This is a genomic window from uncultured Chitinophaga sp. (assembly GCF_937874145.1).
Taxonomy (GTDB): domain Bacteria; phylum Bacteroidota; class Bacteroidia; order Chitinophagales; family Chitinophagaceae; genus Chitinophaga.
Genome location: NZ_CALNBI010000332.1, coordinates 1 through 18,354, shown reverse-complemented (window position 1 = coordinate 18,354; position 18,354 = coordinate 1). Strand labels below are relative to the sequence as shown.

The window sequence follows — 18,354 nt, the reverse complement described above, 5'->3', positions numbered from 1 at the left end:
AAACCGCTATGCACTTTTGCTGGAAATGCTCTTAGGGAGGTTATCATGCAGGAAGTTATTTCGTCTTTCGCCAAAGACCTGTTTGCAGGCAAGCGCGTGCAGCTGATGACCGCGGCTGAAGTTTGGTTCCTCCGCGCCGAAGCGGCCATGCGAAACTGGGACGGCGCCGGCACGGCACAGGCCAATTATGAGAAGGGGATTGAAGTGTCGTTCGCGCAACATGGCACCAGCGGCGGTTTCGCAACCTACCGCGACGATGCGGTGAGCAAACCCGCGGCCTACACCGATCCGAAAAATGCGGCCAACAACATCGCGGCGGGCAACCCCAACCTCAGCACCATCACGGTGAAATGGGACGATGCGGCTACCGATGCCCGCAAGCTGGAAAGGATCATCACGCAGAAATGGATCGCCGTGTTCCCGGATGGGCAGGAAGCCTGGGCGGAGTTCCGCCGGACCGGGTATCCTAAACTGTTCCCGGTGATGATTAATAACAGCGGCGGTAAGATTTCGACGACGGACTTCGTGCGCCGGGTGAACTTCGTGCAAACGGAGTATGAAACGAACCCGGCAGGCGTGCAGAAAGCAATGACTTTACTAGGTGGCCCCGATAACGGCGGTACCCGCGTTTGGTGGGACAAGCCATAGCAATAAAATAGACATAGCTCATCTAAGAATGACCGGCCGGCCCTTTTGGGCCGGCTTTTTATGTGCTTAAACGTTTAGCATACGGGTTCGGAAGGCAACAGGAGGGCGCCCGCGCCGGAGGGGCGGGTGTGCAGGGAAGTAAGGGAAGGATAGTAAAAGATATGGAACGTTGTCTAGAGGGCTTCTTTCAGGCGAAGCTCGTTTTTGTATTCTTTCGGTGTTTTGCCCACGATTTCTTTGAAAAACCGGTTGAAGTTGGACAAATTCTTAAACCCGCAGCTGTACGCGATTTCAGCGATAGACCAGTCTTCTTCCGTGAGCCTTTTGCATGCGTGGCCGATGCGGACTTCATTGAGGAACTGTACGAACGATTTTTTCGTGCGGTTCTTGAAAAAGCGGCAGAAAGACTGGGGGGAGAGGTTGGTGATGCTGGCGACATCCTGCAGGGAAATCTCTTTGGAGAAGTTATTCATCACGTATTTGAACACCTCGTCGATCTTGTGGTTGTCTTTCACGTTGTAGGCGTGGGAATAGCCGGTGGATGCGAGGTAGTAGCAGTCCTTGGTTTCGGACAGCGTTTTGAGGATTTCCAGCAGGGAAATGATGCGTTCGAGGCCTTCTTTGCGGGGGAGCGAGAGGATCTCGTCTTTCAGTTTTTCGTGCGTGTTGCCGATGATTTTCATGCCGCGCTGGGCACGGTGGAACAGGTCGGTCAGCGCCTTGGTTTCCGGGAGGCCGTAGAATTTGTCGCCGAAAATGTCTTTGGGGAAATAGATCACGACCGACCGGGCTTTGAGGGAATCGTCGTTCCGGTGATATGCCTCGTCGTTATACCAAACGTGCGGAATGTTCGGACCGAGGAAAACCATATCGCCTACGTCGAAGCTTTCGATGCTGTCTCCCACGATGCGTTTTCCCTGGCTTTCGGTCACATACACGAGCTCGCACTCCGGGTGGAAGTGGAAGGGTGTATTGAAATAGGGATCGCACCGCTCGATGATGGTGATCTGATTGTCGGCAAAGGCCCCCACTTTAATGAGAATGGGTTTCATATTTGCTTCCTTATATGATTTGTTAATTGTCCTGATGAAAAAGCCGGCAAGGTGGTTATTTTGCCATTTTAATTTCTATTCTGGCAAATTATGAAATTTAGGTTAAAAAAATACTAGTCTAGTTGTTTTTGTATGAACTTTTTTGTTTTCGCGGATTTTACGTAATTTGTCAATGCTAAATCGTTTGAGCGCATTCGCAACAACCAAATCATGAAGGGGATTTCCATAAAAGATATCGCCAAACAGGCAGGCGTATCGCCAACTACCGTGTCGTTCGTGCTGAACGGCAAAGGCCGGGAGAAGAGGATCAGCGAGCAGGTGAGCAAGAAAATCCTTAAACTGGCTGCTAAACTGAAATATAAGCCCAACCAGCTCGCAAGAGGGTTGAGGACGGGCAAAACCAAGACTATCGGGCTTATCGTGGAAGATATCGCCAACCATTTCTTCGCCAGTGGAGGAAGAAGCGGATAAGTTCGGTTACAAGGTTTTGTACGGCAGCACGGAGGACAACCTGACCAAGGCCCGCGGGCTGCTGGAAGTGCTCGAATACCGGCAGGTAGACGGGTATATCATCACGCCCACGCCGAACCTCGACAAGGAGATCGAGATCCTGAAGAACAGCCGGAAGCCTATGGTGCTGATGGACCGTTATCTTCCCCAGATTCCTACCAATTACGTAATGGTGAATAATTTCCAGGGCGCATACGATGCGGCGGAATATCTCCTCGGCCTCGGTTACCGCAAGATCGCGTATGTGACCACAACTTCGGAGCAGATCCAGATGAAGGAGCGGATGAACGGTTTTACAGCCGCGATGAAAGCCCATGGCGCCGCCTTCCCCCGGAAAATGGTTAAGAAAATACCTTTTTCGGTCAGCAAAGACGAGGCCGTCAGCCAGATCATGGAATTTATGAAAAGTGTTCCGGGCCTGGATGCCATCTTTTTTGCCACCAACTACCTCGGTGTGTTCGGGATCGAATCGATCAAGGACCTGGGGTGGAAGATAGGGGAAGATGTAGCGCTGATCAGTTTCGACGATCACGATCTCTTCCGCCTGCATACGCCGGGCATCACCTGCGTGTCGCAGCCGATCCACGAAATTGCGCAAAACCTGGTCCAGGTATTAATGAACGAGCTGAACCAGCACCAGCACCAGATCAACCAGGTGGTGCTGCCAGCTACGCTTGTTAAGCGGGAAAGTTGCCGTAAACGTACCAAAACCCCTGCAGTATAGATCGCGTATTGGCACACGATAGCGCTGCCGGGGCGGATTCATCTTATCCTGTTTCGGCAGTTCATAAAAAGAGCGGTGACATTGTTGGTTATTTTGGAAATTTATTCTAAGTTTGGGACGTAAGTTATCAGGTAGAAAGTATTGAAGAGCCTCCAAACGGTTCTTTTTTATCCGCTTATCGCTAAAACGTTTTAGTGAAGATTGGCAGAAAAGTGTATATTTGAAGCGAATTAGCCGTTATGAACGGCAGAAATTTCACCCCATCCATTATTTGTAGCGCGTTATGAATTGTGAGAGCAACCAGAATTAGTAAGACCGATTGACTATATGAATTGTAAGTGAACAGTTAGTTTGGACAGTGAGCATTATACCAGTGAACATTATACCAGTGAACAAACAACAATAACATCCAGGATCACAGCAGGAAAATCTATTGCTGTCGACATTTTTCCGCAGGCATTAATATATAAGTAACGACCAGAATCAGATATGGGCTTTGCAATTTCGTTCGGTGATATGCCGGTATGATTTGTAATCAAGCCACACAGTGAACTTGTAACAGTGAATCATTCAACAAACAAAATCAACAAAATCAATTCGTAGAAAAATTTCCGTAGACATAATCAATGAAGTAACAACCAGAATCAGACATTGGCTTTGCAGGTGAATCCCGTGAAAAGGATGCAGGCATGAATTTATTACTGACAGTGAACATGACAGGAATTCTCCGAATGCCCCTGCAGGGCGTCTAATACCTTATACAGCAACTTCACACTAACCAAAAAAATGAACAATGAAAAGATCGCTGCTACTGATTGCAGTTTTATTGGCTGTTGCGTGCCAACAAGTTTATGCGCAGGCCAAGAAGACTGTCACTGGTACGGTAAACGACGCGAAGGGCGGTTATCTCCCTGGCGTGACCGTCAGTGAAAAAGGAACGAAAAACGGTGGGGTTACCGACATGAACGGGAACTTCACCATTAAAGTGGACCCCAATGCCACGTTGGTGTTCTCCTTTGTAGGGTATGTAAAAAAGGAAGTGAGCGTTGCAAGCCGCACTACCGTTGCCGTATCCCTCGAAGAAGATAACCAGGCGCTGAGCGAAGTGGTGGTAACGGGGTTCGGACAGAAGAAATCTACCCGCAAAATCACCTATTCCATTGCCGAAGTAAAAGGGGAAGACCTGGTGCGCGCCAACAACTCCAACCTGTTGAACGCTTTATCGGGTAAGGTTTCCGGCGTATTCGTGAACATGGGTAACTCCGGCCCGATGTCTTCATCGACTATCCGTATCCGTGGTAACGCCACACTGAGTGCCAACTCGCAGCCGCTCGTGGTAATTGACGGCGTGATCCTGGAACCGGGTGTTACCGGCGGCGACAGCTGGGGCAACTCGCAGGATTTCGGTAACCAATACAAGAACCTGAACCCTGAGGATTACGAAAGCGTGACCGTCCTGAAAGGATCCGCAGCCAGCGCGCTGTACGGTTCGCAGGCGCAAAACGGCGTACTGCTGATCACTACCAAGAAAGGCCGTGCTCAGAAAGGTCTTGGCGTCCGGGTAAGCCATACTGAAAGTTTTGATAAAGCTTACAAAGCGGTAGCTACCCAGAACGAATTCGGCGCAGGTATCAACCCGACTTTCTCTAAAGACGCAGATGGGGTGGACCAGGTAGATGCCGCCAACTATTTCTGGAGCTTCGGCCCCCGCTTCAATGGCCAGAAAGTGAAGGATATCGACGGCCGGATGATCGACTGGACCGCCAAGCCCAACAACCTTCTCGATGCATTCTCAACAGGTAAGTTCGTGAACACCAACGTAGCTGTTGAAGGTGGAAGCGACCGCAATACTTACCGGGTTTCCTACAATAACCTGTACAATACCTACATAACGCCAGGTACCTGGCTGAAGCGTAACAACTTCGCCGTGCGCGCCACGCAGAAAGTGTCTAATTTCATTAATCTGGACGCGAACGTACAGTATACCGTAACCAACAGTAAAAACCCGTTGGCGCAGGGTAGCGGCAACAACCCGGTATTTGCGATGGTATATTTTAATCCCCGCAACTACGACACCAAGTACTGGATGAACAACTACCTGGACAGTACAGGTGGCGTAAACCGGAATGATCCCTACGCGCTTAACTACCTTTGGTTCGACCGCGAGTATACGGACATGCGGCAGTTGGAGAAAACCCTGCTCGCCAACCTGGACGTTACTGCTAACATCAGGCCCTGGCTGAACCTGTTGGTTCGCGCCAACATCAACGACGCCAATACCGAACGCGAAACTAAAAACTGGGGCCGCGGCCTTGGGTTTACCGGCGACGCAGGCAAATATGAAGTGTATCAGGTGGCCCGCCGCAACACCCGTTTCCAGGCCTTGTTGACCGCAGATAAGCAATTGAACGAAGACCTGGAACTGTCCCTTTCCGCAGGAGGTGAAAGCCAACGCTTCGAGCCTGCCAGGTTCTCCCGGGCATATACCAATGGTGGACTTAAAACACCTGGCCTCTTCTTCCTCGGCAACTCCGTTAACGCAGTAGGTTCTGATGCCGGGATCGAAAATCCCGGGTTATTCAGCAGCAGCAAACGCATCGATGCGATATACCTTTATGGCGACCTGACATACAAGAATATGCTGACGTTGAACTTTAGCGCCCGCAACGACTGGAACTCGACACTGCTGTATCCGAAAACTGGCGAAGGTGATTACTCCTACTTCTATCCCAGCGTTGGCCTGAGTTACATTTTCACGGAGTCACTGAAAGGACTGGACGCCATGAAATGGCTTTCGTATGGTAAGCTTAGAGCAAGTTATGCCCATACCGGCCAGGGCGTTAATCCCTGGCAAACCAGCGTTGGTTACTATCGCTTTATCGGTAACTATAACTATCCTGGTGCTGCATTCGGCCGCTATGGCTTTGAAGGCAGCACGCTGGGCAGCCTGAAAATCAAACCGATGACAACGAAGGAATGGGAATTTGGTACGGATGTACGTTTCCTGAACAATCGCATCGGGGTGGATTTCACCTGGTATAAGAAAAATACGATCGACCAGCTGCTACCTTTGCCGGCGCCTGTTGAATCTGGTGTAAGCTCCGAGTTTATCAACGCCGGTAACATCCAGAACAAGGGTATCGAGGTGTTGTTGACGTTGGTTCCTTTCCGCACGAAGGATTTCGAATGGAATGCTACCATCAACTATACCCGCAACCGCAATAAAATCCTGGAACTGGCTGAAGGCGTAGCAAGCTTCCCGCTTGAAATGGCGTTTGGTGCAGACATGACTTCCGTTGCACGGCCCGGCAAAGATTACGGTACCATCATTACCGGCTACTCCTATGCTGAATACCAGGCCAAGAATGCCGATGGTTCCAACAAATCACATGCGAATAATGGCAAGAAATTGCTGAGACGCAATGGCAGCTACGCGCGCCGTTCCGAAGTGGGCCAGCCTGACAAAGAACTGGGTTCCATGATGGAGAATTATCTCTTCGGTACCACCCATACGCTGCGTTACAAGAACTTTATGCTCGGGTTCCAGATCGACGGTAAGATCGGTGGCCTGATGGCTTCGGCTACACACCAATACGGTTCTACGAACGGTTCATTGCTGAGCACCCTGCCCGGCCGCAGCGCTGCGTTCGGTGGTGTAACCCGTAAAACCTATGACCCCGCTACCGGTGCGGTAACCGGAACTTTTGACGATGGTATCGTTCCTGATGGTGTTTTCCCGGATGGTACAACGTTCAAACCGTTGGCAAACCCGCAGGGTGCGGATATAGATGTCAGCGGCCTGACCTATGCCGAAGCCATGAAACTGGGTGTGGTTGAACCGGTAAGCGCGCGTATTTACTATGCACGCCTCACGCAGTGGTCTACCGGTATCCGCGAGTATTCCACGTTCGAAAACAGCTGGGTATCGCTCCGTGAAGTTACGTTAGGGTACAACCTGCCGCAGAGCCTGGCTGCCAAAATGAAAGTGCAGAACCTGCGGGTAAGCGTAACGGGCCGCAACCTGACTTACCTGTATAAGACTACTAAAGATGACATTTTCCCTGAAGGCGGATTCCTCAGCAACCGTAACGCCACATTCGCGGAATACGGCGGCTTGCCTTACGTAAGAAGCTTCGGTGCTAAACTGGATGTTGCGTTCTGATAGGAATAATGTTATCAACTTAAAACGAATCACATGAAACTGAATAAAATTTGGATGGCCGCGGTGGTTGTTGGAACTGTAGGCGCTACGGCGTGCAAGAAGGAAGGGTTCATTTCGTACAATACCAATCCCGGCACCATCTACAACCTGAAACCGGATGAACAATTCGCTAATGCCGTGGTGGCAACTTTCGAGGCGGATTTCGAATATTATTACGATTACTACCGCATTATGATGCCCTGGATGCAATATCATACCGCGCAAAACGGGAATGGTAAAACTTTCATGGCGGAAGTGGGCAACTTCAACCAGCGCCGTGGATATTTCTACGGCCGCGTAGGGAACGTGCTCACCGATGTGCAACAGATCATCGACGCCATGCCTGCAGGGGAAAAAGAGAAATTCCAGCATGAAAGAGCCATCGCCACGATCCTGAAAGTATACTATGCGGTATACACGACGGATATCAACGGTAGCATGCCTTACACACAAGCTTTCGAGGCACGTTACGGCGGTACGATGACGCCCGCTTATGATAATCAGCAGAATTTATACAATACTTTCGACGCTGAGCTCAAAGCCTCCATCAACACGCTCAAAACAGCAACCGGCCAGGCTTCGTACGGTAATGCCGATATGTTCTACAAAGGTGAGCCCGCCAACTGGATCAAGGCTGCAAACGCCCTCCGCGTCCGCATCGCTATGCGCCTGTTGAAACGCGATGCCACCAAAGCCAAAGCCATCGCCACCGAAGCGCTGGCAAATGCGGCCGAGAACTTCGCCGGGAATGCAGACAACCTTGATTTCGTAACGACCGGTGAACATACGGGTTCCCAGAACAACTGGGATCCGACCGCGGCTATTTTCCGCGCGCCGAAATCATTGCTGGATTTCCTCTATGCCACAAACGACCCGAGGCTGCGGATGTTCTTCCAAAAGAACTCTTACACCCAGGAGAACTTCGACCTGGCCAAAGCACAGGAAAAACTGCCGCCTACCGCCGTGTTCAATCCCCGGCAATATGTAGGCAGCTTCGCATCTCCTGATGCCGCCGCCAACCCGGCCAATGCGAAATATTATACCACCCGCACGATCCGCAAGAACGGTGCTGACCTGGTACTGGATACGCTGAGCCGTGTGCAATACCGCCTCTTCTGTCCGTATTCCAATGGCGGAAACGGGCTGGTTACTTTCCCCTTGCTCACCTATGCCGAATTGTGTTTCTACCGTGCGGAACTGGCAGCCCGCAGCATTGTTGGCGCACCGGGAGAAGCGGAAGGATGGTATGAGAAAGGTGTAAAAGCGTCTATGGCATACTATAGCCAGATGGCAAAGGATGCCGCGATCGTCGAATACAGCGAAGCCACAGAAGCCGAGATCAATACCGCTTATGAAGCGCCCAAAGTGAAATGGAACGCGGCAACCGGCCTCGAGCAAATTGCCGTGCAATCCTACATCCACTTCTTCAAGCAGGCGAACGAAGGCTGGAGCGTTTACAAACGTACCGGATTCCCTAATCCGACATCCACCATCTTCCCCTGGGAGCGTGTAATGGCGGACGGTGTTGAACAGATCATGCCCCGCAGGGCGATCTTCAACATCCCCGTATCTACAGATCGTAACTACACCAATGCAAAAGCCGCCTTTGATGAAATGGCGAAGGACGCTGACTTCGGTCAGGGCCCGACCGACATCTACGGCCGTGTATGGTGGGACAAAAAATAGTGGAGAATTTGCAGAAAAACTCCGGCTCCTGGTAGCCGGGGTTTTTCTTTTTCTTAAATTGAGATAACATGAAATCCGTTTCCTTCTTTCTGATCCTTGTGCTGTCGGCCACGGTCGCCCGTGCCGCCGATACATTGCGCCTGCCCGCACTGCGCCTCCGCGACGCACAGGGCGCGTTGCAGCGTTTGCAGCCGGGAACCGGAGGAACGGTAGTTGTCTTGCTGGCGCCGGATTGCCCGCTTTGCAAGAATTACGCCCCCGCGCTCCGTGAACTGCAGCAGCAGTTGCCGGATGTAAAGATTTACGGCATTGTGCCCGGGAAAGCTTATACGGCGGCCATGGTGCAGGAGTACGCCCGTCAATACGCGATTCCTTTTCCACTGTTGCTCGACGGAGGGCTTGCCGCCGCCAAAGCATTGAAGGGGATCGCCACGCCGGAGGCTTTTTACTTTTCTCCCCGCGGCGCCCTGGTGTACAGGGGGCTGATCGACGACCGGATGGCCGGTTTGGGGAAGAAGCGGCGCGTTGTGACAGAACGCTATCTGGAAAGCGCGATCCTTCGCAACAAGGCGGGACTGGCCGTGACAAACAGCCGCACCGAACCGATCGGTTGCCTCATCAATGATTATTAAGATTGCCAATATGCCAAGAAGCTGCGTCAGCCTCCTTTTACTGTTGTTAATTTTTGCCCGGCCTTCCGCCGCGCAGGAAGTGACCTTCAACCAGGACATTGCCCCCATCATCCACCGCAACTGCACGCCGTGCCACCGCCCGGGCGAAGCCGCGCCGTTTCCCCTCGTCACCTATGAGGATGTGGCCCGCCGCGCCTCTTTCGTGCGGGAAGTGGTGGAAAGCGGGTATATGCCTCCCTGGAAGCCGGACGGCGCCTACCGCAGTTTTGCCCATGAAAGAAAATTAACCCCTGAAGAAATTTCCCTGATCGGGCGCTGGGCCGCGGCCAAAGCGCCGAAAGGGAAGGGCTCGGTGAAAGTGCCGGATTTCGTAAACGGCACATTGTATCACCGCAAGCCCGACCTCACATTGAAAACCGAAAAGCCTTTTCTCGTGAAAGGCGATAACGAGGAGCGGTTCATCGTATTTAAGATTCCTTTCGAACTCGCTGATTCCATGAATGTGGAAGCCATGGAGTTCGTTTCCAATAATAAAAAAGTGGTTCACCACGCCAATTTCGGCATCCATCCTGTGGAAGAGGGCGTTGATATTCATGGTACGGCGCCGTATGTCGACCTTTCGGGGGACGACCGCCGGCAATTCGACCAGTATCTTCCCTATAAAAAAAGCATGACCTACTACGGCGGATGGATCCCCGGGACCACGCTGGAATCCTATCCGGCGGGGATGGGTTGGGTGATGCCGAAGCGCGGGGTGATCCTGCTGACCGTACACTTTGCGCCCACCGGCAAAGATGAAGAGAGCATTACGGGGGTGAACCTGTTTTTTACGAAAAAACCGATTGAACGGAAGGTGAAGCTGATCAGCATCGGGAGCGGCGGGATAGGGGAGCGCGATATCGATCCGTTTTTCATGATCCAGGCGGATACGGTCAAGACGTTTACGGTGAAAGTGGCGACGCCGGCAGACCAGAGCCTTCTGTATATCTGGCCGCACATGCACTTGCTGGGCAAGCGGTTCAGGGCCTGGGCGGTGACGCCGCAGGGGGATACGGTGCGCCTGGTGGATATTCCCGACTGGGATTTCAAATGGCAGGAGATTTACCGGTTCAAACAACTGGTGAAAGTGCCCAAAGGATCGGTGCTTACAGTGGAGGGCACTTATGACAATACCAGTAAAAACCCCAATAATCCATTCAACCCGCCACGGATGATTTTTGCCGACGGCGATATGAAAACTACGCAGGAAATGATGACCCTGATCATGGTGTTTTTACCCTACCAGCCGGGCGACGAGCAATTGGCCCTCGATTAGGTGTTTAAACATATACTATTTTAATGTGCGATGGTATTATTTTTACCATCGTGAAGGTCTTGTTAACCTATTATCAAAAAAAAGTTAATTTTTCTTTTGGATGTACGGCAACTTTAACTAAGTTGCATCCGTTCGTTTCATCGAATGCAAACTTGTGCGTGAAAATGATGAGTGCCCCTGGTGTCGCAGGTTTTTTTTATTGATAACTGCTAAAACGTTTTATCAGTAAGGGAAACCGGAAATCGGACAAGCAGGGGAGAAGGGAAAAAGCACAGGTTTTTACGGAACCATCATGCTAAAACGATTTATTTTTTAACAGTGAACAGGGTATAAAAAGCTGACTAGCCAATTTTCCAGGAAGCCATCACCCTCCCATTTATTATCAGCCGCAATAATTCGTATGTAGAACGGCCTCCACGCCGTATGGAATTGTATTGCCATGAATGAACGCAATGTCGTGTGCGCATACACGTTATGACTCCCGCGTCGCGTCGTTCCTGCCGGTAAGGGATATCTATGTCTATAATTTTTTCATGTTTTCTCATTCACGTATCACAAATTAAAATCTAAGGAAGCTATGCGAAGAATTCTTCTGCTTGCCACGTTGCTGTTATGCTGCTTCGCCCCTCAAGCCTGGGCGCAGCAAAAGAAAGCAGTATCCGGCTCCGTAAAAGATGCCGCCGGTACACCACTCCCCGGTGTAACCATCCTGGAAAAAGGTACCTCCAACGGTACCGTAACCACGGGCGACGGGTCCTTCAAAATCAGCGTCGATCCCTCCGCCACGCTGGTATTCACATTCATGGGCTACTCCCAACAGGAAGTGCCCGCATCCGCCGCATCTTTCAACATCGTGCTGAAAGACGACCAGCGGTCGCTTAACGAAGTCGTGGTAACCGCCATGGGCTTCAAACGCGAACAGCGTAAGCTCGGTTACGCCGTAACCGAACTTAAAGGCGCCGAAATCGCGAAAACCAATTCCATTAACCCGGTTGCCGCCCTCCAGGGTAAAGTTGCCGGTGTGGACATCTCCGGCGCCGCCGGCGGCCCCCAGGCCGCCAACCGCATCGTGCTCCGCGGTGCGAAATCGCTCAACGGCAAAGACCAGCCGATCTTCGTCATCGATGGAACCATCTTCGAGAACGAAACTTCCGACAATGCAGTAAACTTCGGTAACGTACTGAAGAACTTCAACCCGGACGATTTCGAAACCGTAACCGTGCTGAAAGGCGCCGCCGCCACAGCGCTCTACGGCTCCCGCGCCATCAACGGCGCCGTGCTCATCACCACCAAGAAAGGTACCACCCGCAAAGGTATCGGCGTGGATGTCAGCCAAACCTACCAGGTGGAAAGCGTTTACAGAACGCCCATCGAGCTCCAGAACAAATACGGCGCCGGCCTTAACCCGTATTTCCGCGACGAAGCAGGTGTGCAGGTGATCGACTGGCAAAGAGGTTTCAGCTTCGGCCCTCAAATGCTCGGCCAGAACGCAAGGCTCCCCAATGGTGAAGTCGTGCCCTTCAGCGCACAACCCGACAACTGGAAAAGCGTTTACCAGACCGGTAAATACTCCAATACCAACGTAGCCGTGGAAGGCGGAAACGAAAACGCGAGCTTCCGCTTTTCGTATTCCCACCTGGATAACAACAGCGTAATGCCCAACAATGGCTTCAAACGTGATGTGTTCTCCCTGAAATCTTCCGCCGTTATCTCCAAATACCTCTCCGTTGAAGGCGGCGCATCCTATTCTGCGTCCACTTCCCTCAACCCGACACGGCAGGGCGGCGATTACACGTACGAGAACATCGGCCGTAAATTCATTTACATCTTCCCCCGTAACTACGACGTGGATTACTGGCGCTCCCGCTACAGGGTGCCTACCGAAAGCGGTCAGGACCTTGGGCAGGTACTCGGCCAGAATCCCGGCCTGGACTACTGGTGGACGCTGAACGAGGACAGCTGGAAGCGCAAAGAAAGCCTCTTCATGGGTAACCTCGCCTTCAACGTGACCGCTACCGACTGGATGAAATTCGTCATCCGCGGTAACTTCAGCAACGATCAGCTGGCAGACGACCGCCGCCAGCTCGGCTGGGGCCCCAACTTCGGCGGATCCCGCGGGATGTTTGCCACCGCTGGCCAAAGCAGGACGCAGTACACCCTCACCGGTATCGCCATGCTGTCTCCCAAAATCCGCAATACCGACTGGACCGCCAATGTCAATATCGGTGCGGAAATGTGGAATTCCGGGCTCGGTCACAAATGGGACATGAGCACCCGCGACGGCCTTCGTACCCCCGGTCTTTATGACATGAAAAACAGCGTAGGTACATTGAACTCCAATTACCTGGCACTGGGCCGCAAGCGCATCAACTCCCTGTTTGCCGCAGCCAGCTTCTCTTACAAGAACGCTTATTTTGTGGATGTGACCGCCCGTAACGACTGGTCCAGCGCACTGACCTATCCTGATGGTTCCGGCGACAACTCCTACCTGTACCCCTCCGTGAGCGCAGCCTGGGAATTCACCGAAACATTCAAGCAAAGCATGCCTTCCTGGATTACTTATGGTAAACTCCGCGCGAGCTATGCTTATGTGGGCGGCGACCTCGATCCTTTCCTGAACAATTCCGGGTATGTAACCGGTTCGATCTGGAACGGCGCCGGCCAGGCGAATATGCCGATCAATAATATCTTCCAGCCCGACCTGCTGCCGAACCAGAAGCTGAAGCCTTCCATGGCGGGCAATTTCGAATTCGGCGCCGACGTACGTTTCCTGAACAACCGTTTAGGTCTTGACGTTGCCGTGTACCAGGCTGATATTAAAGACCAGATCATCCAGCTGGATGTGCCGTTTGAATCCGGTGTAAGGCGTAAAATCATCAATGCCGGCCACTTCCGCAACAGGGGTATTGAGGTTGCGATCAATGCGCGCCCGATCGAAGGCAAGAACTTCGGATGGGACCTGAACCTCAACGGCAGCCGCAACATCAACACTATCATCGAACTGGATCCTGCCATCAATACTTATGAGCTGAGCAGCGACCAGGACGTTCGCGCGATCGCGCAGGTAGGCAAAGCATACGGTGAGCTGGTAACGGATTACGCATATGTACGTGATCCTAAAACCGGGTTGCCGGTGATCAACCAGAACGGTACTTCCTTCAAACGCGGATATGCTTCCGTGGGTAATATCACGCCCGACTTCAACCTCGGCCTGAACAACAACTTTACCTACAAGAACTGGACCCTCGGGTTCCTGATCCAGGCGCGTATCGGCGGTGATATCTTCTCCGCTTCCCATCAATATGGTACCGGAACCGGCCTGTTGAAAAGCACGCTCCCCGGCCGCGACGCCGCAAGCGGTGGCCTGGCCTGGACCGATGCCGACGGGCGCCAGCGTAACGATGGTATGATCCCCAACGGTGTATTCGAAGCAGGAACCAAAAGCCCCGGTGGCGAGGACATTGGTGGTATGACCTACCGTCAGGCTTATGAACAGGGTTTCATGCAGCCGATGAACCCCTACAGCTACTATTCCATGCTGGGTGACTGGGGTATCGGTATCCGCGAGACTTCCGTGTTTGATGCTACTTATGTTGCGCTCCGCGAAGTATCGCTCGGTTACAACATGCCTTCTTCCATCACCAGCAAACTGAAACTGAACAAGCTGCGCGTGATGCTGGTTGGCCGTAACCTCGGCTACCTGTTCAATAACCTGCCGGACAACATCAATCCGGAAGGCATCCGTAACAACTTGACTTCTGCCTTCTCCGAGTATGGCGGTACACCGTTTGTACGCAACATGGCCTTCACCGTTCAGGTTGGTTTCTAACATCAAAAAAGAAAGATTATCATGAAAGCAATGCATAAATTCGGAATAGGCGCGCTGGCACTGGCAACATTCGCTACCGCCTGCACCCGCGACTTTGCCGAGCTGAACACAAATCCGGAAATCAGCAAGGAAATGAAACCGGAGCAGCTCATCACCTTAACGCAGAAAACAATGGTAGACCGCGATTTCGAGTGGTTCTACGACAATTATTCTTATATCATGCCCTGGATGCAGTATACCGTAGCTTACCCTACCGGTAACGCCGCATCTATTTTTAACCTGGTTTCCAATATCAATGGTTTTTACTCGGCGTTTTATGCCGATTTTGGCCGCAATCTTGCTGATATCGAGCGCCAGGTGAATGCCATGGGTGCTGAAGAAAGAGCGCGGTACGCACACATCTCCGCCATTGCCACCGTACATAAAGTATGGGGTGCGTGGCGCACGATGGATGTGAATGGCAGCATTCCGTATTCGGAAGCGCTGAAGGCGCGTACGGAAGAATTTTTTACGCCGAAATACGATACGCAGGCCGAACTGTTTACGCAGTTTGACGCCGAGTTGAAAGGCGCCATCGCTGCCCTTTCCACTTCTGCGACTGGCCAGGCATCTTTCGGTACTTCCGACGTATTCTACGCCGGTGATGCGGCGAAGTGGGCAAAGGCGGCCAACGTACTGCGCCTCAAAATAGCGATGCGCCTCATGAAGCGCGACCAGGAAAAAACGCGCCAGATTGCAGCCGAAGTGCTGGCAAGCCCCGCGGGTCTCTTTACCGGTATCGCTGATGAATGGAAATTCATTTCCGGCCAGCAGAACTTTGCCCGTGGCGGCAACTGGAATGCCCAGGGCTTCGCTAACCGCGGCGGCAAGGCGATCATAGATTATCTGTATGACAACGCCGATCCCCGCCTGGCACTCTTCTTCAAGAAAAATGCATTCACCCAGGAAACGTTCAACCGCCTGAAGGCGGGCGGTGCTTTCCCGGCGTCCGCAACGTGGAGCCCGCGTCAATATGTGGGTTTGCCGTCTTCCCCGGATGCGTCCAAGAATGCAGCTTATGCAAGGCTGTTTGGTGTTAAAAATTACCAGATCACAGAAAACGGCGCGCCTGCAACGCTTAGCGTCGATACCCTTTCTTCTTACCAGAACCGCCTGTTCGACCTCAGTTCCGATGGCGACGGCCCCGGCCGTTACATTCAGCCGATCGCGTCTTACGCGGAAATGTGTTTCCTGATCTCTGAGCTGGCCGTGCGTGGTTTATCTGCTGAGAATGCGCAGGAATGGTATGTAAAAGGAGTGAAAGCTTCCATCCGTGCTTACGAACAAATGGGCCGGGAAGCGAACATCGTCGATTTCGCCGCCATCAACGAAGCGGACATAGACGCTTACCTGGCGAAACCGAACGTAGCGTTTACCGGTACTACGGAAGTGCTGCTCGAAAAGATCGGCATCCAGCAATACCTGAACCACTTCAAGCAACCCTGGGAAGCCTGGGGCAGCTGGAAGCGCCTCGGTTACCCGAAAGTAGGCGGCATCCTGAACCGTGAAGAGTTCCGTGTAGACGGCAACCTCCGCGAAACCCCGCGCCGCTGGGCCCTCCCGGTTCCGCAGCAACTCAACCGCCCGAACTGGAACGCAGCCATACAGGAGATGATCTCCGGCGGCGAATACGGTACCTCGGCAGAAGAGATCACCGGCCGTGTTTGGTGGGATAAAAAATAGCCACAGTTAAGAGTGATCCATAAAAAAACCTCCGGTCGTTTGACCGGAGGTTTTTTTATGGGTAGAAATGAAATTGTTATTGCAGCATGTCTTTGATCTCGCTCAGTTTCATCAATGCCTGCACGGGTGTGAGGCGGTTGATGTCCATGTCGTTGAGCTTTTCGCGGATGGCCTTGAACGTGTCGCTATGGGTGTCGAAAATGCTGAGCTGCATCTTCTGCACCGGCGCGGCGATCTGCTCCATGGGCGCTTCGATATGCTGGCTTTCCAGCTGGGAGAGGATTTCGTTGGCGCGCTTGATAAGCTGCGGCGGCATCCCCGCGATCCTGGCCACGTGAATACCAAAGCTGTGGCGGCTGCCGCCGGGCGCCAGTTTGCGGAGGAATATGATTTTGTTGCCTACTTCCTTGTTGGTGATATGGAAGTTCTTCACGCGGGAATGCGTGTTCTCGAGCTCGTTCAGTTCGTGATAGTGCGTGGCGAAGAGGGTTTTAGGGCGGTGCTCCGTCATATCGTGCAGGTATTCCACGATGCTCCAGGCGATGGAGATACCGTCGTACGTGCTGGTGCCCCGGCCGATTTCGTCGAGGATGATGAGGCTGCGCGGGGAGATATTGTTGATGATGCTCGCCGTTTCGTTCATTTCCACCATAAACGTCGATTCGCCGCCGCTGAGGTTGTCGCTGGCGCCCACACGGGTGAAGATCTTGTCGGTAAGCCCGATTTCCGCCGCCGTGGCCGGCACGAAGCTGCCCATATGCGCCATGAGCGTGATGAGCGCCGTTTGCCGCAGCAACGCCGATTTACCCGACATGTTGGGCCCTGTGAGGATGATTACCTGCTGCTGCTCGTGATCCAGCAGGATATCGTTGTTGACATAACTTTCCCCCGGCGGCAATCCCTGTTCGATTACGGGATGGCGGCCTTCGGTGATGTTGATATGATAACTGTCGTTCACCACCGGCCGGCGATACTTGTACTGCACGGCGTTGTGCGCGTAGCAAAGGAGGCAGTCGAGGCGGGCCAGGGCCTGCGCATTGCGCTGCACCGGCAGGATGTACTCCTGCAGCGCCAGGATCAGCGCGTCGTATAATTGAATCTCCAGCGCCATGATCTTATCTTCGGCGCCTACGATCTTTTCTTCGTATTCCTTCAGTTCCGGCGTGATGTAGCGCTCCGCATTGGCGAGCGTTTGCTTGCGGATCCAGGTGTCGGGCACCTTGTTCTTGTGCGTGTTGGTCACTTCCAGGTAGTACCCGAAAACGTTGTTGAACGCCACTTTCAGCGAAGGGATCCCCGTTGCTTCCGATTCCTGCTGCTGGATGCGGAGCAGGTATTCCTTGCCGCTGGAGGCGATGGCACGGAGATCGTCCAGCGTTTTGTCGACGCCTTCCCGCATCACGCCGCCTTTGTTGGCCAGCACGGGCGGATTGTCGGAGATTTCGGCCAGGATCCTGTCCAGGATAGGCCTGCAGGGATCGAGCTGTTCCTGGAGCTGGCGCAGCAGCGGGTCCTGGATGTCGTTTAGTAATGCGGACACGTCTTCCACTTCCTTCAGCGCCCTGGCCAGCTGCATCACTTCGCGGGGATTGATCTTGCGGAGCGGGATTTTGGAGACCAGCCTTTCCAGGTCGCCCACATTGCGGAGGTGCTGTTGCAGCTTATGCGTCAATTCGGTTTCGCGGATGAGGGTTTCCACGGCGTCGAGCCTTTCGTTGATCTTCTGGATATCGCGGAGCGGGAACACGATCCAGCGCTTCAGGAGCCGCGGGCCCATGGGCGTGAGCGTGTGATCGAGGGTGCCGATAAGGGATTTGCCCTGTTCTACCGTGCTTTGCAGCAGTTCCAGGTTGCGGATGGTGAAACGGTCCATCCACAGGAAATCATCCTGGTCGATGCGCTGCAGGCTGGTGATATGCTGCAGGTTGGGATGCTCCGTATCCTTGAGATAATGCATGGTGGCGCCTGCGGCGATGATCGCTTCGTTCATTTCTTCCACCCCGAAACCTTTCAGGTTATGCGTCTCGAAATGCTT

11 protein-coding genes are annotated in these 18,354 nt (G+C 52.9%); 9 read left to right on the top strand and 2 right to left on the bottom strand.

The genetic code is table 11. The features are described 5' to 3' along the window. The coding region (locus Q0510_RS16215) for a SusD/RagB family nutrient-binding outer membrane lipoprotein (protein WP_298714075.1) at nt 1–648 on the top strand (648 nt) is incomplete at its 5' end. A 173-nt stretch (nt 649–821) separates the two neighbouring features. Here the strand turns inward: Q0510_RS16215 and Q0510_RS16210 are convergent. Further along, nucleotides 822–1,700 carry an AraC family transcriptional regulator gene (locus tag Q0510_RS16210; protein WP_298714072.1) on the bottom strand — a complete coding sequence of 293 codons (879 nt, stop codon included), beginning with the start codon at nt 1,698–1,700 and terminating at the stop codon, nt 822–824. Between the two features lie 210 nt (nt 1,701–1,910). On the opposite strand from Q0510_RS16210, the gene Q0510_RS16205 reads away from it, so the two are divergent. The 8 genes from Q0510_RS16205 to Q0510_RS16170 all read left to right on the top strand — a co-directional run bounded on the left by Q0510_RS16205 (nt 1,911) and on the right by Q0510_RS16170 (nt 16,319). Continuing rightward, the gene (locus Q0510_RS16205; protein WP_298714070.1) at nt 1,911–2,171 is read left to right on the top strand and encodes a LacI family DNA-binding transcriptional regulator; all 261 of its coding nucleotides are present in this window, start codon (nt 1,911–1,913) and stop codon (nt 2,169–2,171) included. Next, on the top strand, nt 2,152–2,934 hold the full coding sequence (locus tag Q0510_RS16200) for a substrate-binding domain-containing protein (RefSeq protein WP_298714068.1): 783 nt from the start codon (nt 2,152–2,154) through the stop codon (nt 2,932–2,934). The genes Q0510_RS16205 and Q0510_RS16200 overlap by 20 nt, the downstream gene beginning before the upstream one ends. 793 nt (nt 2,935–3,727) lie before the next feature. After that, nucleotides 3,728–7,096 (top strand): SusC/RagA family TonB-linked outer membrane protein, encoded by a 3,369-nt coding sequence (locus Q0510_RS16195; protein WP_298714065.1) that lies wholly within the window; start codon nt 3,728–3,730, stop codon nt 7,094–7,096. A 33-nt stretch (nt 7,097–7,129) separates the two neighbouring features. Further along, nucleotides 7,130–8,821, top strand: a complete 1,692-nt coding sequence (locus Q0510_RS16190; protein WP_298714062.1) for a SusD/RagB family nutrient-binding outer membrane lipoprotein — start codon at nt 7,130–7,132, stop codon at nt 8,819–8,821. 68 nt (nt 8,822–8,889) lie between these two features. Continuing rightward, nucleotides 8,890–9,453, top strand: coding sequence for a redoxin domain-containing protein (locus Q0510_RS16185; protein WP_298714057.1), 564 nt, complete (start codon nt 8,890–8,892; stop codon nt 9,451–9,453). A gap of 10 nt (nt 9,454–9,463) precedes the next feature. After that, entirely contained in the window at nt 9,464–10,768 is a 1,305-nt protein-coding gene (locus tag Q0510_RS16180) for a cytochrome c (RefSeq protein ID WP_298714054.1), read from the top strand. A gap of 577 nt (nt 10,769–11,345) precedes the next feature. Next, nucleotides 11,346–14,597 (top strand): SusC/RagA family TonB-linked outer membrane protein, encoded by a 3,252-nt coding sequence (locus tag Q0510_RS16175; RefSeq protein WP_298714051.1) that lies wholly within the window; start codon nt 11,346–11,348, stop codon nt 14,595–14,597. Between the two features lie 21 nt (nt 14,598–14,618). Then, complete coding sequence (locus tag Q0510_RS16170; RefSeq protein WP_298714048.1) at nt 14,619–16,319, top strand: SusD/RagB family nutrient-binding outer membrane lipoprotein; 1,701 nt, start codon at nt 14,619–14,621, stop codon at nt 16,317–16,319. Nucleotides 16,320–16,395: 76 nt separating this feature from the next. Here the strand turns inward: Q0510_RS16170 and mutS are convergent. Then, on the bottom strand, nt 16,396–18,354 hold a 1,959-nt coding region (gene mutS, locus Q0510_RS16165), incomplete at its 5' end, for a DNA mismatch repair protein MutS (protein WP_298714045.1).